Genomic DNA, 20,496 nt, shown 5'->3' on the forward strand with positions numbered 1-20,496 from the left:
GAACGAGGAACCCGTATGAATGCCAAGACCGACACGGAGTCGGGGACGGAGCCGGATCCCGTCCCCGGCGTCCCCGGGCGCCGCTTCGAGCCCGACCTGCGGGCGATGACCCGGATCACCCTCCGTCCCATCGCCTCGCCCATGCCCCTGGGCTTCTTCACGGTGGCTATAGCCTCCGTGATGACCGCCTGCCTTCAGCTCGGAGTCTTCGAGGCCGGGGACCGTACGGCCGTCGCCCTGTGCGTGGTCCCCGCCTTCGCACTGCAACTCCTGGTAAGCGTAATGGCCTTCGGCGCCAGGGACGTCATCGCGGCGACCCTCATGGGCACCTTCGCGGGCAGTTGGCTGGCGTACGCGCTGGTTATCGGCACCAACGCGGCTGGCGGACATCGGGTGCTAGGCGTGTTCAACCTGGCATTCCTATGCTTCGGAGCGCTGATGGTGGCCGTTACCCGGCCCAAGCGGGCCCTGTGGGCTGTGCTGGTGGTCTCCCTGCCGCGCTGGGCGGCCACGGGCGTGGCGGGGCTGACCGGTGCCGAATGGCTCACCTACACGGCCGGCGCCCTCGGAATCCTGGTCGCGCTCGTGGCCACTTACGCCGCCTTCGCCCTGATGCTGGAGGACATGCGCAGCGAGGAGGTCCTGCCCATCGGGCGCAGTGGACCGGCCCACACAGCGGTCGAGGGAGACCTCTCCGTGCAACTGCGCAATCTCGAACGCCAGGCCGGCGTGCGGCGGACCTTGTGAACACCGGTCACGAAGGAGGAGAAGTGGAATCACGCGTGGTGGACCGTCCCGATCGGTCTCGGTACGAGATCCTCTCCGGTGAGGCGGGCGGCGAAACCGCCGGCTTCGCCGACTACCTCCTCGGGCCGGGCGAGATCTCGTTCGTCCACACCGAGACCGATCCGCGTTTCGCCGGTCAAGGGCTGGGCGGCCGGCTGGCACGTGGGGCCCTGGACGGCGCCCGGGCTCGGGGACTGCAGGTCCTGCCGTACTGTCCCTTCATTCGGGGGTGGATCGGGAAACACCCGGAGTACGTGGACCTGGTGCCCGAGGCGCGTAGGGCGGAGTTCGGCCTCTGATCCAGGGACCGGCGGCCTGTCACCGGATGTCCGCAGCGGTGCTGTCAGCGATGTGGCGCTGGGCCACGACGATCAGCACGGCTGCTGGAAGGGATGCGAGCACGGCGGTGGCCATGGTCGTGTCCCACCGGGTGCTGTGGGCACCGAGGTAGTCGTAGACGCCCAGGGTGACCGGCCGCACGGCGTCGGAGGTCGTCAGGGCCAGGGCGAACAGGGTGTCGCCCCACGCGAAGAGGAACGCGAAGACACCTGAAGTGACCAGTGCGCTTCTGCTGAGTGGCAGCACCACGGAGAGGAACAGGCGTAGCGCCCCGGCGCCGTCAAGACGCGCCGCGTCGACCACCTCTCGGGCTATCGACCGCATCGCGGACCTCAGCACGAGGATCGCGAGCGGGACACCGGCGGTGGAGTCGGCGAGCACGAGGCCCAGACGGGAGTCGAGGAGTCCGGCATCGTCATAGGCGCCGTGCAGGGCGTTCGCCACGGTGATGCCGGGCACCGCCTGGAGCAGCAGAACGCCGAACAGGAACGGGCCTGCTCCCCTGAACGGCCGCAGTGCCAGCGCATGGGCCGCCGGGGCGGCGAGCGCGAGGCTGAAGAGTGCCGCTCCGAGGGACACGACCAGGCTCGTGGTGAGATGGCCGCCCTGTTCCCTCAGCGCCGTCGCGTAGCTGGCGACATCGGGATCAGCGGGGAACCAGGAGCCCTGCCGCACGCCGTTCGCGGGTTGCAGGGACGTGCTCACCATCCACTGGACCGGCGACAGCATCAGCGCCAGCAGGACGATGGCGACGAGAGTGGAGACGGGGTCTCGGGCCCATCGTGGCCGTGGGGGAAGCAAGGGTTTTCCTCCGTCAGCTGGTCCGGCCACGGCGGTCGGCGCGCAGATGGAGCAGGGCGAGGACAAAGGCGACCAGGACGAGCACGTTGCCGGCTGCGGCGGCGCGCCCGAAATCGAACTCCCGGAAGGACTGCTCGTACGCCAGGACGGCCAACGTCCGGGTGGCGCCGGCGGGTCCGCCACCGGTGAGGGCGAGCACGATGTCCGGAGACCTGAGCGTGTAGACGGCGCCGAGGACGAGGACGACACCTGCGGTGGGTCGGAGCAGGGGCCAGGTGACGTACCGGAAGAGCGCCACGGGACCGGCCCGGTCCATGAGCGCCGCCTCGTGCACCTGACGCGGGACGCTCTGCAGGCCGCCGTACAGGAGGGCCGTGCAGAAGGGCACGCCGACCCAGGTGTTGACGAGGACCGCCGCCACCAGCGCCTCGTCGGTGCCGGTGAGCCAGGGAACACCGGCGTGGACGAGGTGGAGCGCGCGCAGCACCTCGTTCACGGCTCCGCCGTCGGTCTCCAGCAGCCACCGCCACACCGTCCCTGTCACCACCAGCGGCATCAGCCAGGGCAGCAGCATCAACGCGCGAATGGTCCCGCTGAGCGGAAAGCGGCGGTGGAAGAACAGGGCGAGGCCCAAGCCGATGGCGAACTGTGCGGCGAGGGATCCGACGGTGTAGAGGGCGGTGGTGGTGAGTGTCTGCCGGAACGCCTCCGAGCGCAGCAGCAGGAGATGGTTCTCCGCTCCGGTGAACGGCGCATCCTCCGTGAGGAAGGAGGAGACGGTGACGGCTCGCAGACTCGTCGACAGGTTGTCGACGAGCGGGCGCCCCAAGAACAGCAGCAGGAACGCGGCGGCCGGGAGGAGGAACGCCGTACGGACCGCGGCTTCACGCCGCCGTACCCGAGCTGTCGCGCCGGACCTGCCCCCGAGGTCAGGAGCCCGTCGCCGCACGCTGTGCCTGCCGCAGTGCATCCTCGGGTGTCTGCTGCCCTGATACCGCGGCCTGGACAGCGGTATGGATCGCCGTGGCCGTCCGCGGCCAGGCGGGGCCCAGTGCTCGGGTTCGAGCCCGAGCACCCTCGGCGCTTCTGACGAAAGCGGCCATCGCGGGGATCTCCTCCGCGTACCGGCCGGCCACGTCCGGGCGCGACGGGACTGTGTGGTGCCAGCGGGCCAGGGCGAGCATGCTCGCGGGCTCATGGAGACAGGCGAGGACCGCGGCCGCCTTCTTCTGGCGGGCCTCGGAGCCGGTGCGCGGTACGGTCCACACCTCGCCGCCCAGGGGAGTGACCAGGGTGTCGCCCACTTGGGGCACGGGCAGCGGGACCACACCCCAGTCCAGGTCCTTCGCGGTGTCGAGCGCGGGAATCCGCCAGGGGCCGTTGACCATCATGGCCGCCTTGCCGCCGATGAACTGCTCGTGGACGTCCGCCTGGTTCCAACCGAGCACAGACCGTGACATGGATCCGTCGGCCACGAGATCGGTCCACAGGCGAAGGGCCCCCGCAGCCTGCGGAGAGTCGAGGTGCCGTTCGTCGCCGCCGTTGGACCACAGGAACGGCAGGAACTGGAATGTGGCCTCGAAGGAAGCGTCGGCATCGACCGCCAGGCCGTACCGGCCGGGCTGGGTGGTCGCCGCAGCGGCCTTGCGTAGCTCGCCCCAGGTGCGGGGAACGGGTACGCCGGCTTCGGCGAGCGCGGTCTTGTCGTAGAAGAGCGCCAGGGTGTTCACCGTGGGGGCCAGGCCGTACAGCTCGCCCTGATGAGTGCCGGCCGACAAGATGCCCGCGCCGAAGCCGTCGCCCTGGACGCCGTACTCGCGGAGCGGCGCGAGCACGCCGGACCGCGCGAACTGCTGGAGGTCGGGGTTGTCGAGCATCAGGAGGTCCGGGAGGGCCCCGGCCTTGGCCTGCCGCAGGGCCGTGGGGACGAGCGAGGCCCCGGGAACGCTGCGGTGTTGGATGCTCACCCCGGCCTTCCTGCCGCAGGAGGCGAGGAGTTCGCCCCAGTGGGCATGCTCGGATGTGTCCGTGTAGTAGTCGAGCACGGTGAGGGACGTCACCGAGCCCTTACCGGCGTCGGCCGGTACGCCGGCACTGCATCCGCCGATGACCAGGACCAGGGCGACGGCCGCCGCGAGTGCGGCGAGGGGTCGCTTCATCGGCCCTGCTGCTGCTTTCACGGTGGTGCCCTTCCTGCGGGAGCTACTGCTCTCGAATACGCGTCCGGTCAGCCTAGACGCCCCGTCGGAACCTCTGGCTCCGCACCCTCCCTGGCCAGGACCACGTGAGCCAGCTGCACACGGGACCTCACGGACAGTTTGCGGAAGACGGCCGTGAGGTGGGCGTTGACCGTGTGAGGAGAGACGACGAGCACCTCGGCGGCCGAACGGTTGGTGTGGCCCGCCGCAATCAGCCGGGCCACCTTCCGTTCGGAAGCGGTGAGGGATTCCCACCCCTGGACGGGCCGAGACCCCGCGGCGGAGCGGCGCCTTCGGCCGGGACCGCCGTCGCGTGCACCGATCGCCCCGGCATCGTCCAGCAGCCGTCGCATCGCGGCCGAGGCCGCGAGAGCGCCTGAGGCGGCGAAGCCGTTCTGGGCGTCCGACAGAACACCCACGGCCTCTCTCGCCCGTCCTGCCGTCAGCAGAGCGCGCCCGAATTCCGCCCGGGCGGCAGCGAGGACCAGTGGCCGGGGGCCGGCGGCGAGCAGAGACACGGCTCGGTCGAGGAGCGCGAGGTTGTCAGAGGCGAGCCCGGCCGCCAGCGCCGCGACGCCCGCCGCTGTGGGCACCTCGGGATTCCGCGCGGCGTGCTCGGCCGCCTGCACCGCAAGGCCATCCGCCAACTCGCGGTCCCCGGCCCGCACAGCCGTACTGACCGCGATGCCGACCCATGGGCGCAGCAGCCGCCAGCGTATGAACGGGCCGATCTCCTGAAGCCGCCGGAGCGCCTCAGCTGCCGCCGAGACGTCCCCGTCGTGGGCCGAGACAACGGACTCGAGGAAGCACACAGCGGCGCGGTTCCCCGCGTTTGGCTTCACCGCCATCCGCTCGCGCGCCGCCGCCAGATGTGCCCCGGCAGCCGCACGGTCTCCCCGCACCAGCGCCATCCTGGCCCGTATCACGCGTGCATTCACCTGTTGGACCGGCGTCCTCAGATCGTCCTCCAGACGCTCCATCGTCACGAAGTCCGCCTCCGCGTCGTCGAGCCGCCCCAGCCCCAGATGTTGCTGGGCTCGCGCCCACAGGAACATGGCCTGGCGGTGCGCGCCCCCCTCGTCCACGGCGCGCCCCAGCAACTCCTGGGCGTGGTCGAAACGGTCCATGTGCTGGTGGGCGACGACCTCCTCAGGCAGGAATGCGCGGTCGACGGAACTCAGTGCGGTGAACCTTGCCACCGCGGCGACCCCGTCGCCCGCGTTCAGAGCAATCTCACCGAGGGCGGACAACGCCTGGACATGGGCCGAGCGATCCCCCGTCGCGATCGCCGCACTCAGTGCTTCCTCGCCGGCAAGCCGTGCCGCATCCAGGTCCGGGCCCCGTGACAGGGCGAGCGAGCGCAGCGCCGACAGCCGGGCACCCACCGCCGGCGGCACCCCGCCAACGGACAAGGCGGCCTCGGCCCGGCGACGCAGCTCCTCGGCCAGGTCCATGTTCCACAACGCCCCGCCCAGTACGGCCTGCAGCCGACCGAACACCGCCATCGGAGGCTGCTCGGCGAGGAGCCTGTCACATACCGTCAGAGCCTCCCTGTTCCGTCCCGACCGAGAAAGGCAGACGATCGCCTGTTCGCCCACGTCGAACCGGGCTGCGTCCGAGGGGCGTACGAGTTCCAGGGCCCGCGTCATGAGGTCGGCTGCCAGCCCGGGCGTCACGGGCAGGACGTCGTCAGCCGCTCGGCGCAGGAGTTGGACCGCCTCCTCGTCACCGGGTTTCGCGCCGAGCAGGATGTGCGACACCGCGTCGATCGGCCGGTGGCCGGCGGCGACGAGCAGCCGGGCGGCGGCCCGATGTAGGGCGTTGCGCGCCGACGGCGAGATGTTGGTATAGACGGCCTGGCGCAGCAGGTCGTGGCGGAAGGACAGCAGTGCACCGTCGTCGTCGAGCAACCCCGCCTGCACAGCAGTGTCGAGCGCGGGGAGCAGAACGGCCGGAGGCAGGGCGCTGAGCGTGACCGCGTCCTCGAAGGCGAAGCGGCGCCCGAGTACGGCTCCCATCTGCAGGAAGCCCAGGACCTCTGGGGCAAGGGAACCGATTCTTCCTCGCACCCCGGCCACGAGCCCAGGCGGCATGGGTCCCATCCCTGGGGGGAATGTGTCTCGATCGGCGATCCAGTCGATGGTTTCGCCACCGGCTCCCGGTGCCGGCAGCCCACGGAGCAACTCCACTGCGAGAAACGGGTTGCCGGCGGCGCCGTTGAGGAGGCGTCGAGTCGCTCCGTCGAGGTCGAACCCGAGCGTGTCGCCGGCGATCTGGTCGATGGCTTTGGAGGCCAGCGGGCCCAGCGCCAGCGTCGTCACCGGCAGCCGATCGCGCGCGGCGGCGAGGATTTCCCCACCCGCTCCCTCGGGCCCCGACCGTTCGGTCAGCAGCCACAGCACCGGCCACGTTCCCAAGCTGCCCGGCAGCTGCTGCAGGACGAACAGGCTCAGAGGATCGGCCCATTGCACGTCGTCCAGGGCGAGGAGCACCGGACCTCCAGCTGCTCGGGCCGCGACCGCCTCGCCGAGCCGCTCCACGAGGCGGATCCGCTGATCGTGGTGACGGGCGAGGTCGGTGAGGGCATCACCGGAGAGCAGAGGTCTCTCACTGCCCTGGAGGCACCCTGCCAAGGAGGAGAGCGGCACGAGATGATGCAGTTCATCAGCCCTGCCGACCCCGGTGGAGTACCCGAACCGCTCGGCCAGTGCGACGGCCTCCGCGAGCAGGGTGCTCTTCCCGATGCCCGCCTCGCCGCGAAGGAAGACCAGCCGGCCGCTGCCTGCCCGAGCGACAGAGGCGACGAGCGTACGCAGCTCAGCGAGTTCGGCCTCCCGGCCGCGCAGCCCACTTCGGGACAGCTGCTCGCGCGCCCCCGCCACCCTGCCCTCCCCTGGTCCGTATGGACCGCCCGCGGCCGCCGTAGCCAGCTCCGGAGCGTTCTCAGGGGGTCACTATGGCAAGCAACCGCAACCCAGCGCACATTGGGCGAGTGAACGCACGGTTATGCGGCTCGATCGGGCAGGGTCTCCTCTCGCTCCGCCCGATCGGCCCGGGCCACCCGTGCCGAAGCGTTGACGTTGCGCCAGTCCGCCGGTGTCAACCCGTACGCATCGCGGAACACCCGGCTGAAGTGGGAGGGGCTGCTGAAACCCCAGCGATGGGCGACGCCCGCGACGGTGACGCTGGCCGCACTCCGGCGGGACAGAGCGCGGCGGCATTCCTCGAGCCGGCGTCGTTGAATCCAGCGGCTGACGGTGATCTTCTCGCCCTCGAAGAGTTTGTGCAGGTAGCGGACGGATATGTGGTGGGCGCGGGCAATGGTCGCCGGACTCATGTCGGGATCGGCCAGGTTGGCGTCGATGTGGGCCCGAATCCGCGTCATCAGCACGCGAGCTCCGCTGGGTGAATCTGTGGTGGCCGTGCCCTGCTGTTCGTCGGCGAGCACCGTCAGGAGGTCTACCACGTTGCGGGTGACCAGCTCGCCGACCGGCTCCGGGCAGGCTTCGGCGGTGTCCACCAGCCGTGACAGGAAGGGGACGAGCAGCCCGCCGAGTGCTGTGTCGGACCCGAGCGGCGAAGCCGTTATCCGGCACACGTCCGACTCTCCGAGACCAAGAACGGACCGCGGCAGCACGAGGGACTTCGTGAGAAAGGGTTCCGGGAGGGACAGACGGATGGGACGGGCCATGTCGTACACAAAGAGCTGTCCCGGGTGCACGGCGCTGTCCCGGGAGTCCTGCTCGACCCGCGCGCCGCCTCGGCTCAGCAGCTTCACCACCACGAAGTCCTCGTTGTCGCTGCACGCGATCAGGCTCCGGGTGCGCCGCGCCGTCTGGGGATCGCTCTCCACGGTGACGGCCTGGACCCGCCCCAGCGCCGTCGCCCTGATGGTGCCGGACTGGACTTCGTCCGGTACGGCCATGTCCACCGACCCGAAGGTCATCGCCAGGGCCTCACGCCAGTATGCCCGGCGCCGCATGGCGGGCACCCCGTCCGTAGTGAATCGAACACTGCCGGGAGACTCGGCGTTCGGCATGGGCGCGGGTGACGACATGGCTTCGGTCCTCCAGGGCTGTTCCTGGGAGCCAACCTCTCAACCGGCCGCACGGAGGGCATCGCGTGAATCCGCTAGATCGGTGCTTCCTCGATCACATGCCGGAGGAACTGCTCGGCGCCGGCACGGCGTGAGCCCGCTGGGCGCCGGCCAGAGCGTTGCTCGAATGGCCCGCCTGAGCCCCTGGCAGGGTGCCCTCTTCACATGGGCGCAGCGCAAGCGCAGCCCACGGCCCCGGGTAGTCGACTCGTTCTCCGCGGTGCGGACAGCAGTGCCTTCCTGGGCAACCTCCCATGCGCGCCCCGGCAAGCACCCCAGGACTAGTGGACCTAGGTTCACGGACGGAATGACACGTCCGTAACCATTTCGGGGGCCATCATGGAACAGAGTCATAGAGCGATCACATGCTCGGTCACGGCATACGTCAGTACCCCGGACGGGCCGCGGCTCCCCCTTCCCGCGGAGCTCCACTACGAGCTCTCGGCCCCCTATGCCGTCGGACTTTCTCTCGCCTCGTCCGTGGGGCCACCCATCACGTGGGTCTTCGCCCGTGAACTGCTCGCTGACGGGACCGCGCGTCCCGCTGGGTCCGGTGACGTCCACGTGGCCCCCGGGGAACGGCGTCATTCCCGCTCTCTGCGCATCACCCTCGGCAATTCGACGGGAACGGCGCTGATCGATCTGGAGGCCGCGAAGGTGGCCCACTTTCTTCATCGGACATTCGTCCTGGTACCCGCGGGGACGGAGAGCGATCACCTAGACCTCGACCGAACCATCCTGGCGCTTACGGGGCACACCCAGCCTATGTCGAAGGGCAGTTCCACCATGAACCCGCACTCGCTCCCAGAGGAAGGGCCACAAGAATCGGAGGACACCATGGCCGTGACGGTCACGGCCGTCTCGGTGATCAGCCGGACCGAGACAGAGCCTGTCGTGCTGCGTTTCTCCTACGACCGCCGACAGCCCTTCGCCGTGGTCCTGGACATGTCGGGGCCCTCGGATCGGGGGAACTCACGGTGGTCCTTCGCTAGGGAGCTCCTCCAGGCGGGCCTGCAACGGCCGTCCGGAGAAGGCGACGTACGCATGTGGCCGCCGTGCCGCTGCAACAACAGGCCCGGCGCACGTCTCCTTCTCGGCGGAGGTACAGGCACGGTTCTGCTGGACGTCCCCGTCCGACCCCTGAGTGGATGGTTGAAGCGCACCTGGGAGGCCGTTCCGCCCGGCGAGGAGGACGCTGGGATCGACTGGGACACCCTCTTGGAGAAGCTCCTCGGCGACCGCTGATCCTTGCGCCGGCGGGCACGTCCTGCCGGGCGTGCTGATGGGTCTACGGTTGACCCACTCCGCCGGTGCGTCAGAGCGGCGCGCAGGGGGGGACGGCATCGCCCAGACGCACGGAGGTGTACGCCTGGGACCTGCCCCCGCCGAGGTAGGCGAACCCTGCCGTGGCGCCGGTCGGGCTCAGCGAACTCGGCCACTTCCCCCGGGTTTCCCGCGCCGGTCGCATACCCGACGGCACGGGCACGGTGCCGCGAGCGCGTCAGTCGAACCGGAGGTCGGAGAGCCCGTGCTCCAGCGCGGCGATGTCGTCCTCGGGCCCCTCCGTCGCTGGCCGGGCGGTCATCAGCGCGGCCAGTTCGGCGCCCGCCCTCCGTATGCGGGCGGGCAGGCCGTCGGTGTACTCGTCACCGTTGGCTCCCCAGTCCTCCGAGGCCGCGTAGACCGCGGTGGGCACCACGGCCGCCCTCAGATAGGCGAAGAGCGGGCGCAGGGCGTGCTCCAGAACCAGGGAGTGGCGGGCGGTTCCGCCCGTCGCCGCGATGAGGACCGGCGTGCCAGTCAGGGCCGCGGGGTCGATCAGGTCGAAGAAGGACTTGAACAGCCCGCTGTAGGAGGCGGTGAACACAGGCGTCACGGCGATGAGCCCGTCCGCCGCTGTCACTGCGTCAACGGCCGCGGCCAGTTGCGGCGCGGGAAACCCGGTGACGAAGTTGTTGGCGATGGCGATGGCGAGCTCGCGGAGTTCGATGATCTCCACGTCCACCTCGTGCCCCCGGGTCTCGAGCTCGTCGCGGACAGACCCGGCGAGACGGTCGGCGAGCAGACGGGTGGAGGACGGGGTGCTCAGCCCCGCGGACACGCCGATCAACTTCATGCCACGGCCTCTTCCTTGGTGGGGCGCAGCGACGCGTGAGTGGGAGCGTCCGGTACGTCGGTCGGGCGCCCGACGGCGAACTCCTTGCGCAGCACCGGCACCACTTCCTCCCCCAGGATGTCGAGCTGCTCCAGGACGGTTTTCAGCGGCAGGCCGGCGTGATCCATCAGGAACAGCTGCCGCTGGTAGTCGCCGACCGTTTCCCTGAAGGACAGCGTCCGCTCGATCACCTGCTGCGGGGAGCCGACCGTCAGCGGGGTCTGCTCGGTGAACTCCTCCAGCGACGGACCGTGGCCGTACACCGGAGCGTTGTCGAAGTACGGGCGGAACTCCCGTACCGCCTCCTGGGAGTTCTTCCGCATGAAGACCTGTCCGCCGAGGCCGACTATGGCGTCCTCCGGGCGGCCGTGGCCGTGGAAGGCGTACCTCCGCCTGTACAGCTGGACCATCCGGCGGGTGTGATCGGCTGGCCAGAAGATGTTGTTGTGGAAGAACCCGTCGCCGTAGAAGGCGGCCTGCTCGGCGATCTCCGGCGACCGGATGGAGCCATGCCACACGAACGGTGGAACTCCGTCCAGTGGACGCGGCGTTGAGGTGAATGCCTGCAGCGGGGTGCGGAATCTTCCCTCCCAGTCCACGACGTCCTCGCGCCACAGCCGGCGCAGCAGCGCGTAGTTCTCCCTGGCCAGGTCGAGGCCCTGGCGGATGTCCTTGCCGAACCAGGGGTACACCGGGCCGGTGTTGCCACGGCCCATCATGAGGTCTACGCGCCCGTCGGCCACATGCTGGAGCATCGCGTAGTCCTCGGCGATCTTGACCGGGTCATTGGTGGTGATGAGCGTTGTGGCCGTGGAAAGGATCAGCTTCTCCGTGCGGGCGGCGATATAGCCGAGCATCGTGGTCGGCGACGAGGGCACGAACGGCGGATTGTGGTGCTCGCCGGTCGCGAACACGTCCAGACCGACCTCCTCCGCCTTCAGCGCGATGGCGATCATCGCCTTGATACGCTCCCGCTCCGACGGGGAATGACCGCTTGTCGGGTCGGGGGTTACGTCTCCTACGGAAAAGACTCCGAACTGCATACACGCCTCTTTCATCGCAACGGCACTTTCCCGCACCCTAGGTGCCTTCCAGGAGGCCGCCATGCTTCTGCGCGCAAGTGCACTTGCCTCTCAGCGCCCGACTCGTGACGTGGTCGGGACCGCTTGCGGAAAGAGGAACTGCCCGTCCGGACGACCGGACGGGCAGGGGGCATGCGGCCCCGCCCCCTCTCGCTGTAGAGGGCGACGGACCGGCAGTGCTACTTCCGCAGGAAGGCCAGGACGGCCTCGTTGACCTCTTCCGCGTGCGTCCACAGCAGTCCGTGCGGGGCACCCTCGATCTCGACGTAGTCGGCGGACGGGAGCGCCTTGTGGAAGAGGCGCGCCGTGCCCTCGACGGGCAGGATCCGGTCGCCGGTGCCGTGCAGGATCAGGGCCGGCACGTCGACGGCGGGGATGTCGGCGCGGAAGTCGGTGTACCAGGTCGACGGCGCGGCGGCTGCGGCGAAGAACCCACCGCTGGCGGCGACGTTCCAGCTGTTGCGCACGGCCTCCTCGCTGATCCTCGTGCCGAGGTTCTCGTCCAGGTTGTAGAAGTCCTCGTAGAAGGCGGTGTAGTAGGCATAGCGGTCGGCCTTGACCGCGGCGACGACACCGTCGAAGAACTCCTTCGGGGCCACCCCGTTCGGGTTGTCGCCGGTCTTGAGCAGGCAGGGCTCGAGCGAGGCCAGGAACGCGACCTTGGCGACCCGCGCGGAGCCGTACGTCGATACGTAGCGGGCGACCTCGCCGGTGCCCATGGAGAAACCGACGAGGACGGCGTCCCGCAGGTCGAGGGTCTCCATGATGATGTTCAGGTCGGCTGCGAAGGTGTCATAGTCGAAGCCCGTGGTCGGCTGGCTCGACTGACCGAAGCCACGGCGGTCGTAGGTGATGACGCGGTAGCCGGCGTCCAGCAGCGCGGTGCTCTGCCGCTCCCACGAGTGCCCGTCGAGCGGGAAGCCGTGGATGAGGACGACCGGCTGGCCGGTGCCGTGGTCCTCGTAGTACAGGTCGATGGCTGTGGTGTTCTCGTGACCCACGGTGATGAACGGCATGCTAAGAAGGCTCGTTTCGATTGTCCGACAGGGAACTCGAGCACGCTAAGACGGATACCGGGTCACCGATCGCCGCGCCGCGCACTGGCTCTTGCCCACGGGTGCAACGCTGATCCTCAGCGCATCGCTCGGGCATGCCGGCCTCGACGACACATGACGAAGCTGGTTCATGGGCTACTCCGTAGTCCTGCGGCCGGTCGCATGGGGTGGCCATCCCGTCATCAGTCGGCTGGTTGACCAGCGAGTCCGAGTGCCTGGTCCACGACCAGATCGGGGGCACGGCCGCGTCCCAGGTGCTGTGAAGCGGAGCGCGCCGGATCTACAGGGCCAGCCACTTCACCCGCTACGACAGGCACGTCGTCTGCGAGCACCCTGGTGGACGCCGTCGCCTGTCAGGCGGCAGTCGCGGAGGATGTTCCAGCCCACAACGTGCGGACGAGACGTGATGGCGGCAGGGGGTGCGATGCTGCCGGGGCACCGAGGCCCAGTGGGCGGCGTCAAGGCGTGGTGGAGCGTCACGTTCGTGTCAGCGCCGCCTTGTGGCTGCCCTTCGGCAGCGGGCTGTCGAGCGGCGATCGCCCGGCAGTCGCTTCCTCGTGCGGCCCTCCACCTTGGGCCGCGTGCCTTCGCCGACACTAAGGTATGGCGCCGTACTCGGCGAGATCGCTCTCCTGAAGGGGTGGGAATGAGGCTCATGGACGCGGATCACGCGGAGCTGGTTGTCGCGGCGCAGGCCGGTGACGATCGCGCGCGTGAGAAGCTGATCGCCGCATACCTGCCCTTGCTCTACAACATCGTCGGGCGAGCGCTGCACGGACATGCCGACGTCGACGACGTCGTCCAGGAGACCCTGCTGCGCGCGGTACGCGACCTGCCGGCCCTGCGCGCCCCGGAAAGCTTCCGGTCCTGGCTGGTGTCCATCACGCTCCGCCAGCTCCATACCCACTGGCACCGGCAGCGCACTCTCGCCGACCGGACCACGGACATCGACGAGGCACTGCTGGTACCGAACGCCGGCGGCGCGCTCGAGGACGTGACGATCCTGCGTCTGCACATGTCGGACGAACGCCGCCAGGTGGTCGAAGCGGGCCGGTGGCTCGACCCGGATCACCGGGTGCTGCTGTCGCTGTGGTGGCAGGAGTGCGCCGGCCTGCTGAGCCGTCAGGACATCGCGGACGCAATGGGGCTCAGTGTCGCCCACGCCGGAGTCCGCGTGCAGCGCATGCGCGAGCAGTGGGAACTGAGCCGGACGATCGTCGCCGCGCTGGAGGCGGACCCGCGCTGTCCGCGGCTGAACGAGACCGTCGTCGGCTGGGACGGTCTGCGTACATCCGTGTGGCGCAAGCGGATCGCGCGGCACACCCGCGACTGCCCCGTCTGCACGGCGACGACGACCGAACGGGTTCCGGCCGAGCTGCTGCTCCTCAGCCTCGCGCCGCTGGCCGTCCCGGCCGCACTCGTCGCCGCGCTGACCGCCAAGGGCCTGCTGCCGGGTACGGCCGCGACCGCCGCCGGGCTGGCCACGGCACATGCCACCGCCGGCACGGCGACGGGGGGAGGCGGTCTGCACGGCACGCTGCTCGGCAAACTCCACGCGGTGACCGCCCATCCGCTGGTGAGTCTCGCCACCGGCGCGGTGCTCGTCGTCGGGACCGCAACCTACGCGGTATGGCCCGAACAGGCGCCTCGGGAGCCCGGCGCCATGGCCGCTCCCACGGTCGCCGCTTCCCCGAGCGGTACTCCCACGGTCGGTACTCCTACGCCGGTCCCGTCGCCCACCACCCCGCCGGCCACACCGTCCCCGGCGGGCCCGTCCGCCGTCACCGGCACTGTTCCGCTGGGCGCGCGGTCACTGGAGTCCGTGGACCAGCCCGGCCTGTTCGTCACGTATGACGGCGACTTCGCGGCGCTCGGCCCGGTCTCCGCGTCAAGCGGCGAGCGGACACGGCAACGGGTCACCTTCACGGTCGTCAGGGGGCTGGCCGACACACGGTGCGTCACCTTCCGCGCCGCGGACGGCCGGTATCTTCGCCACCATTACCTGCGGCTACGGCTGAGCACCGACGACGGCAGCCAACTGTTCCGTGATGACGCCACCTTCTGCCCGCGCGCCGGGGCGGTCGCCGGGTCGGTGACCCTGCACGCGCACAACTATCCCGGATCGGTCATCCGCCATCGCGACGGCGGCATCTGGCTCGACGGCTCCGACGGCACCCGGGCCTTCGCCGGACAGGCTTCCTTCATCGTGCGCGGGCCCTCGGCCTGAGAACCGTTCCTCGATCAGCAGGGGCCGGGCTGCCTCAGTGACTTCGGGTGATTCCCCAGTACGGTCTCCCGCACCGAGCCTTCTTCACCCGGCGATCGGCCGGGTGCCGTGCCCGAACCGGCTCCGATCCTCGTGGCGTCGACGGCTGCTCCGCCGTGAGCGGATGCCGTCACTGACGGGCGGCGCGGTGCGCCGTTCCCCAGGGACGACCAGCTTTCGGGACCTCGCATAACGCTTTCCACCTGCGAGATGCATCACCGGGCAATCGTCCGGACGGGGCGACTTTTCCGTTACGAGACCGCGAGTCCTCAAGCCTCCACTTCAGGGGTGCCTTTCCCGCTGCTCAGCATGACGTGCCGGCGTGGCGGGTTTCCCGGCTTCCCCCATAGACCTGTCCCCTGAAGAAGGCCACTCCCATGACACGACACACCGACGAACCTGGGGCGACCGGTGCGCAGGAACGACCACGCATCCCGCACCGCGCCCACCTCGCGGCAGATCAGGCCGCCCTGGCCGACGCGCGCACGATCACGGCACCCGGGATGACCCGCAACCTCCGAGGAGAATCATGAAGGGCCTGCACCGACTCCGCCGGCGTCGCCGGACACTGACGATAGGACTGTCGGCCACGGCGCTGGTGGCCGGTGTCGTGACGTTCCTCCCCAGCTCCGCCGGAGCCGCGAGCCTGGGTACCCAGGCGGCCTCCTCGGGCAGGTACTTCGGCACCGCCGTGGCCGCCGGCAGGCTCGGCGACCCGACGTACACCGCGATCGCGGACCGGGAGTTCAACATGATCACCCCGGAGAACGAGATGAAGTGGGACGCCATCGAACCGTCCCGCGGCAACTTCCAGTTCGGCCCCGCGGACCGGATCGTCAACCGTGCCCTGGCGCGCGGCCAGCGCCTGCGCGGCCACACCACGGTCTGGCACTCGCAGCTCCCCTCCTGGGTCAGCGCCATCCGCGACGCGGGCACGCTGCGCAGCGTGATGAACCACCACATCACCACCCAGATGACCCGCTACAAGGGCAAGATCTACGCCTGGGACGTCGTCAACGAGGCCTTCGCCGACGGCGGCAGCGGCCAACTCCGCGACTCGGTGTTCCAGAAAGTCCTCGGCAACACCTTCATCGAGGAAGCGTTCCGCACCGCCCGGGCGGCCGACTCCTCGGCCAAGCTCTGCTACAACGACTACAACATCGAGAACTGGTCGGACGCCAAGACCCAGGGCGTCTACCGCATGGTCAAGGACTTCAGGTCCCGCGGCGTGCCCATCGACTGCGTCGGCTTCCAGAGCCACTTCGGTGCGGGCGGCCCGCCGGCGAGCTTCAGGACCACCCTGGCCAACTTCGCCGCCCTCGGCGTCGACGTCCAGATCACCGAGCTGGACATCGCCCAGGCGTCACCCACCCACTACGCGAACACGGTCAGCGCGTGCCTGTCCGTGGCACGGTGCACCGGCATCACGGTGTGGGGCGTCCGTGACAGCGACTCCTGGCGCAGCGGCGAGAATCCCCTGCTGTTCGACAACAACGGCAAGCCCAAGCCCGCGTACACCGCCGCCACGCAGGCGTTCGGCGCCGGCTCGGGTACCCCACCGGTCACCCCGGCCGACAGTACCGGGGAGATCAAGGGCGTGGCTTCCGGCCGCTGTATCGACATCCCCGGCTCCGCCACGGCCAACGGCACCCAGGCGCAACTGCGGGACTGCAGCGGACAGACCAACCAGCGCTGGACCTACACCGCCGCCAAGCAGCTGAAGGTCCACGGGAACAAGTGCCTGGACGCCAAGAGCAAGGGCACCACCAACGGCACGCCGGTGGTCGTCTGGGACTGCAACGGCGGCGCCAACCAGCAGTGGAACATCAACACCAACGGCACGATCACCGGCGTCCAGTCCGGCCTGTGCCTCGACGCCATCGGCGCGGCCACCGCGAACGGCACCAGGATCCAGCTGTACACCTGCGCGTCCGTCGACAACCAGAAGTGGACCGCCCCGTCCGGGACGGGCGGCGGTACGTGTGCTCTTCCGTCGACGTACAAGTGGAGTTCGACCGGTCCCCTCGCGCAGCCGTCGAACGGGTGGGCCGCGCTGAAGGACTTCACCCATGTGACGCACAACGGCAGGCACCTGGTCTACGCGTCGAGCGCGGCGGGCACCTCCTACGGCTCGATGGCCTTCACCCCCTTCACGAACTGGTCGGACATGGCGGCGGCCGGGCAGACCAGGATGAACCAGAACGCGGTGGCGCCCACGCTGTTCTACTTCGCGCCCAAGAAGATCTGGGTGCTGGCGTACCAGTGGGGGGCATCGCCCTTCAGCTACCGCACGTCGAGCGACCCCACCAACCCCAACGGGTGGTCCGCGCCGCAGCCGCTGTTCACCGGAAGCCTGCCCGACTCCGGCACCGGCCCGATCGACCAGACACTGATCGCCGACGACCGCAACATGTACCTCTTCTTCGCTGGTGACAACGGCAAGATCTACCGGGCGAGCATGCCGATCGGGAACTTCCCGGGCAACTTCGGCTCGTCGTACACGACGGTCATGAGCGACACGGCGAAGAACCTGTTCGAGGCGCCGCAGGTCTACAAGGTCCAGGGCCAGAACCAGTACCTCATGATCGTCGAAGCTCGGGGTGCGAACGAGCACCGCTACTTCCGCTCCTTCACGGCCACCAGCCTGAGCGGCTCGTGGACCCCGCAAGCCGCCGGCGAGAGCAACCCCTTCGCGGGCAAGGCCAACAGCGGTGCCACCTGGACCAACGACATCAGCCACGGTGATCTGATCCGCACCAACCCCGATCAGACCATGACCATCGACCCCTGCAACCTGCAGTTCCTCTACCAGGGCAAGTCCCCGCAGGCGGGCGGACCCTACGACCAGCTGCCGTACCGGCCGGGTGTCCTCACCCTGCAGCGCTGAGCTGCCCGACCCACGGTGATACGCAAGGAGCGCACCTCCCCATGAACAACCCCACCCGCGGCCGGCACCGCCGCCGCTGGAGCGCCACCGCCCTGCTGCTCGCAGTGCCCGCCGCCGTCGTGCCGTACCTCCTGTTCACCCAGGACGACTCGCAGGCCGCGACGGTCGACGGCAACGCCTACTACAGGCTGGTCTCCGTACGCAGCGGCAAGGTGATGGACGTCAACGCCTTCTCCACCGCCGACGGCACGCGCATCCAGCAGTGGACCGACCAGAACACCGCCAACCAGCAGTGGCGGCTGAGGCCCACCGGGAACGGCTTCTACGAGCTGGTGAACCGCAACAGCGGCAAAGTGCTGGGCATAGCCGGCGGCTCGACCGCCCGGTCGGCCGCCGCCGAGCAGCAGACCGACAGCTCGTCGCCCTCCCAGGAGTGGCGAATCGACACGGTGAGCGGTACCGACGCCGTCACCTTCACCTCCCGCGCCAGTGGTCTGGTCCTGGACGTCTCCGGTGGTTCCACGGCGCAGGGCGCGGCGATCATCCAGTATCAGGGCAGGGGCAGCACCAACCAGCAGTGGAAGCTGGTGAAGGTGGCCGCTGCCCAGTCGGCCGCGACCGGACCGTACACCTGGAGGAACGCCCACGTGGTCGGTGGCGGTTACGTCACCGGGCTGGTGTTCAACCCGCGCGAGCGGGGCCTGCTGTACGCGCGCACCGACATGGGCGGCGCCTACCGCTGGGACACCGGTGCCGAGCAGTGGATCCCGCTGACGGACTGGGTCGGTGAGAAGGACTGGAACCTGCTGGGCATCGACGCGGTGGCCACCGACCCCGTCGACCCCGACCGGCTCTACCTCGCGGCGGGCACCTACACCAACGAGTGGGCCGGCAACGGTGCGATCCTGCGCTCCACCGACCGGGGCCGCACCTTCCAGCGCACCGATCTGCCGTTCAAGCTGGGCGGCAACGAGGACGGCCGAGGGGCGGGCGAACGGCTCGTGATCGACCCCTCGGACAACCGCACCCTGCTGCTCGGCACCCGCAAGAACGGCCTGTGGCGCAGCACCGACAGCGGTGTGACGTGGCGGCAGGTCTCCACGTTCCCCGTCAGGAACGGGGCGAGCAGCGGCGCGGGCATCTCCTTCGTGACCTACGGCCCGGCCGGCAGCAGGACGATCTACGTCGGCGTCGCCGACCGGTCCACCTCGCTGTACCGCTCCACCGACGGTGGCAGCACCTGGCAGGCCGTTCCCGGGCAGCCCACCGGTCAGATGCCGCAGCACGGGGTGCTCTCCGGTGACGGCTCGCTGTACCTGACGTACACCAACGCCCTCGGACCCAACGGCGTGACGGCGGGTTCGGTCTGGAAGTACAGGCCGACCGGCGGCGCGTGGAAGAACGTCTCCCCATCCCAGGGCGGCTACGGGTTCTCCGGCCTGGCCGTCGATCCGAGCAAGCCGTCCACGGTGATGGTCACCACTCTCGACCGCTGGTGGCCCGAGGACGAGATCTACCGCAGTACCGACGGCGGCGCGACGTGGACGGCGCTGGCCGGGAAATCGGTACGGAACGCCTCGGCCGCTCCGTACGTCGGCACCCACACCGGGCACTGGATGACCGCCCTGGCCATCGACCCCTTCGACTCCGGGCACGTGCTCTACGGCACCGGTAACGGCATCTGGCGCAGCAAGGACGCCGACGCCACCGACAAGGGCGGAACCAGCCACTGGGCCGTGGGGGCGCGGGGCCTTGAGGAGACCGCGCTGATGGACGCGATCGCCCCGCCCGGCGGTGCCGCCGTCATCACCGCCATGGGTGACCAAGGCGGCTTCCGCCACGACGACCTGACCAAGGTGCCCGCCGGGCGGCTGAGCAGGCCGATGATGACCAACAGCACCGACATCGATTTCGCCCAGTCCAACCCCTCGGTGATGGTCCGTGTCGGCCGTGGCGGCGCGCAGGACGGTGCCTACTCCACCGACGGTGGCATCAGCTGGAACGGCTTCCCGGCGGAGCCGGTGGCCGGCGCCCAGGACGGGCGCGTCGCGCTTGCGGCGGACGGCTCCGCCGTCGTCTGGACGCAGGCCGGCCAGGCCCCGTACCGCTCGGCCGACAAGGGGACGAGCTGGACGAAGGTCAGCGGCCTGGGCACCGGCGCCGTGGTCGTCGCCGACCGCTCCTCGGCCAGGACGTTCTACTCGCTCTCCGGCGGCACGCTCCACGCCAGCACCGACGGCGGAGCGTCCTTCACCGCCCGGGCCACCGGGCTCCCCACCGACGGCCGTCTGACGGCCGTGCCCGGCGTCGCAGGGCACCTGTGGATCTCCGGCGGCAGTCAGGGTCTGCTGCACTCCACCGACGGCGGCCGCACCTTCACCACGCTCACCACGGTGAAGTCCGCCTCCGCCCTCGGCTTCGGAAAAGCCGCACCCGGCGCCTCCTACCAGGCCCTGTACCTGATCGGCACAGTCAAGGACGTCACCGGCGTCTTCCGCTCCACCGACAGGGGCGCCACCTGGCTCCGCGTCAACGACGACGCCCATCAGTGGGGCGGCATCGGCGGCGTCGGCGTCATCACAGGCGACCCCGACACCTTCGGCCGCGTGTACGTCGGCACCAACGGACGCGGCCTCCAGTACGGCGACCCGTCCTGACCCCGACGTTGGAGCGGACGCACGTCCAACGTAGGGGCTGACGCACTACCAGTAGCGGAAGGCCGCCCTCTCGACCGGTGCGACACATCGGTGGGAGGGCGGCCTTCCGAAGGCCCGGCCTCCCCTGCCGACCATGGCTTGGCTCTCCGCTGACGCGGCCAGCACGTCCCGGCT

The 20,496-nt window shown here is 69.8% G+C and carries 14 protein-coding genes and 1 pseudogene; 7 read left to right on the plus strand and 8 right to left on the minus strand.

What is annotated here, in order from left to right; all coding sequences use genetic code 11:
* Window positions 1-15: 15 nt before the first annotated feature.
* Together ACGF5U_RS25125 and ACGF5U_RS25130 are read left to right on the plus strand one after the other, a co-directional pair.
* Window positions 16-747, plus strand: a complete 732-nt coding sequence (locus tag ACGF5U_RS25125) for a GPR1/FUN34/YaaH family transporter (RefSeq protein ID WP_392713381.1) — start codon at window positions 16-18, stop codon at window positions 745-747.
* A 23-nt stretch (window positions 748-770) separates the two neighbouring features.
* Window positions 771-1,085: a GNAT family N-acetyltransferase gene (locus ACGF5U_RS25130; RefSeq protein ID WP_392713383.1), complete on the plus strand. Its 315-nt coding sequence runs from the start codon at window positions 771-773 to the stop codon at window positions 1,083-1,085.
* Window positions 1,086-1,104: 19 nt separating this feature from the next.
* Here ACGF5U_RS25130 and ACGF5U_RS25135 read toward each other — a convergent pair whose 3' ends face one another.
* The 5 genes from ACGF5U_RS25135 to ACGF5U_RS25155 form a co-directional block, all read right to left on the minus strand.
* On the minus strand, window positions 1,105-1,854 hold the full coding sequence (locus tag ACGF5U_RS25135) for a carbohydrate ABC transporter permease (protein WP_392713724.1): 750 nt from the start codon (window positions 1,852-1,854) through the stop codon (window positions 1,105-1,107).
* Window positions 1,855-1,939: 85 nt separating this feature from the next.
* Entirely contained in the window at window positions 1,940-2,875 is a 936-nt protein-coding gene (locus ACGF5U_RS25140) for a carbohydrate ABC transporter permease (RefSeq protein WP_392713385.1), read from the minus strand.
* Window positions 2,856-4,085, minus strand: coding sequence for an extracellular solute-binding protein (locus ACGF5U_RS25145; RefSeq protein ID WP_392713387.1), 1,230 nt, complete (start codon window positions 4,083-4,085; stop codon window positions 2,856-2,858). Before ACGF5U_RS25145 ends, ACGF5U_RS25140 begins: the two co-directional genes overlap by 20 nt.
* Before the next feature lie 68 nt (window positions 4,086-4,153).
* Complete coding sequence (locus ACGF5U_RS25150; protein WP_392713389.1) at window positions 4,154-7,006, minus strand: AAA family ATPase; 2,853 nt, start codon at window positions 7,004-7,006, stop codon at window positions 4,154-4,156.
* 122 nt (window positions 7,007-7,128) lie between these two features.
* Window positions 7,129-8,181, minus strand: a complete 1,053-nt coding sequence (locus ACGF5U_RS25155) for a helix-turn-helix domain-containing protein (protein ID WP_392818911.1) — start codon at window positions 8,179-8,181, stop codon at window positions 7,129-7,131.
* Between the two features lie 378 nt (window positions 8,182-8,559).
* Here ACGF5U_RS25155 and ACGF5U_RS25160 point away from each other — a divergent pair.
* Window positions 8,560-8,916 (plus strand): annotated as a pseudogene (locus ACGF5U_RS25160) (SsgA family sporulation/cell division regulator); the annotation flags it as partial.
* 141 nt (window positions 8,917-9,057) lie between these two features.
* On the plus strand, window positions 9,058-9,465 hold the full coding sequence (locus ACGF5U_RS25165; protein WP_392818914.1) for an SsgA family sporulation/cell division regulator: 408 nt from the start codon (window positions 9,058-9,060) through the stop codon (window positions 9,463-9,465).
* A 256-nt stretch (window positions 9,466-9,721) separates the two neighbouring features.
* On the opposite strand, the gene ACGF5U_RS25170 is transcribed toward ACGF5U_RS25165, so the two are convergent.
* From ACGF5U_RS25170 to ACGF5U_RS25180, 3 genes are all read right to left on the minus strand, one after another.
* Window positions 9,722-10,336, minus strand: a complete 615-nt coding sequence (locus tag ACGF5U_RS25170) for an FMN reductase (protein WP_392713395.1) — start codon at window positions 10,334-10,336, stop codon at window positions 9,722-9,724.
* Window positions 10,333-11,418 carry an LLM class flavin-dependent oxidoreductase gene (locus tag ACGF5U_RS25175; protein ID WP_392713397.1) on the minus strand — a complete coding sequence of 362 codons (1,086 nt, stop codon included), beginning with the start codon at window positions 11,416-11,418 and terminating at the stop codon, window positions 10,333-10,335. The genes ACGF5U_RS25170 and ACGF5U_RS25175 overlap by 4 nt, the downstream gene beginning before the upstream one ends.
* A gap of 218 nt (window positions 11,419-11,636) precedes the next feature.
* The gene (locus ACGF5U_RS25180; RefSeq protein WP_392713399.1) at window positions 11,637-12,473 is read right to left on the minus strand and encodes an alpha/beta fold hydrolase; all 837 of its coding nucleotides are present in this window, start codon (window positions 12,471-12,473) and stop codon (window positions 11,637-11,639) included.
* A 694-nt stretch (window positions 12,474-13,167) separates the two neighbouring features.
* Here ACGF5U_RS25180 and ACGF5U_RS25185 point away from each other — a divergent pair.
* From ACGF5U_RS25185 to ACGF5U_RS25195, 3 genes are all read left to right on the plus strand, one after another.
* A complete protein-coding gene (locus ACGF5U_RS25185; RefSeq protein ID WP_392713401.1) occupies window positions 13,168-14,739 on the plus strand; it encodes a sigma-70 family RNA polymerase sigma factor in 1,572 nt (523 codons plus the stop codon).
* A 568-nt stretch (window positions 14,740-15,307) separates the two neighbouring features.
* Window positions 15,308-17,665: a non-reducing end alpha-L-arabinofuranosidase family hydrolase gene (locus ACGF5U_RS25190; RefSeq protein ID WP_392713403.1), complete on the plus strand. Its 2,358-nt coding sequence runs from the start codon at window positions 15,308-15,310 to the stop codon at window positions 17,663-17,665.
* Between the two features lie 41 nt (window positions 17,666-17,706).
* A complete protein-coding gene (locus ACGF5U_RS25195; RefSeq protein ID WP_392713405.1) occupies window positions 17,707-20,322 on the plus strand; it encodes an RICIN domain-containing protein in 2,616 nt (871 codons plus the stop codon).
* Window positions 20,323-20,496: the final 174 nt, after the last annotated feature.

The sequence above is a fragment of the Streptomyces sp. NPDC047886 genome (assembly GCF_043204435.1).
In the GTDB taxonomy this organism is placed as follows: domain Bacteria; phylum Actinomycetota; class Actinomycetes; order Streptomycetales; family Streptomycetaceae; genus Streptomyces.

Excerpts from the sequence above, each read along its gene's own strand:
- ACGF5U_RS25125 (WP_392713381.1), top strand. The coding sequence starts at position 16 with ATGAATGCCAAGACCGACACGGAGTCGGGGACGGAGCCGGATCCCGTC.
- ACGF5U_RS25135 (WP_392713724.1), bottom strand. The coding sequence starts at position 1,854 with ATGCTGTCGCCGGTCCAGTGGATGGTGAGCACGTCCCTGCAACCCGCG.
- ACGF5U_RS25145 (WP_392713387.1), bottom strand. The coding sequence starts at position 4,085 with ATGAAGCGACCCCTCGCCGCACTCGCGGCGGCCGTCGCCCTGGTCCTG.
- ACGF5U_RS25155 (WP_392818911.1), bottom strand. The coding sequence starts at position 8,181 with ATGTCGTCACCCGCGCCCATGCCGAACGCCGAGTCTCCCGGCAGTGTT.
- ACGF5U_RS25165 (WP_392818914.1), top strand. The coding sequence starts at position 9,058 with ATGGCCGTGACGGTCACGGCCGTCTCGGTGATCAGCCGGACCGAGACA.
- ACGF5U_RS25170 (WP_392713395.1), bottom strand. The coding sequence starts at position 10,336 with ATGAAGTTGATCGGCGTGTCCGCGGGGCTGAGCACCCCGTCCTCCACC.
- ACGF5U_RS25175 (WP_392713397.1), bottom strand. The coding sequence starts at position 11,418 with ATGCAGTTCGGAGTCTTTTCCGTAGGAGACGTAACCCCCGACCCGACA.
- ACGF5U_RS25180 (WP_392713399.1), bottom strand. The coding sequence starts at position 12,473 with ATGCCGTTCATCACCGTGGGTCACGAGAACACCACAGCCATCGACCTG.
- ACGF5U_RS25185 (WP_392713401.1), top strand. The coding sequence starts at position 13,168 with ATGGACGCGGATCACGCGGAGCTGGTTGTCGCGGCGCAGGCCGGTGAC.
- ACGF5U_RS25190 (WP_392713403.1), top strand. The coding sequence starts at position 15,308 with ATGAAGGGCCTGCACCGACTCCGCCGGCGTCGCCGGACACTGACGATA.
- ACGF5U_RS25195 (WP_392713405.1), top strand. The coding sequence starts at position 17,707 with ATGAACAACCCCACCCGCGGCCGGCACCGCCGCCGCTGGAGCGCCACC.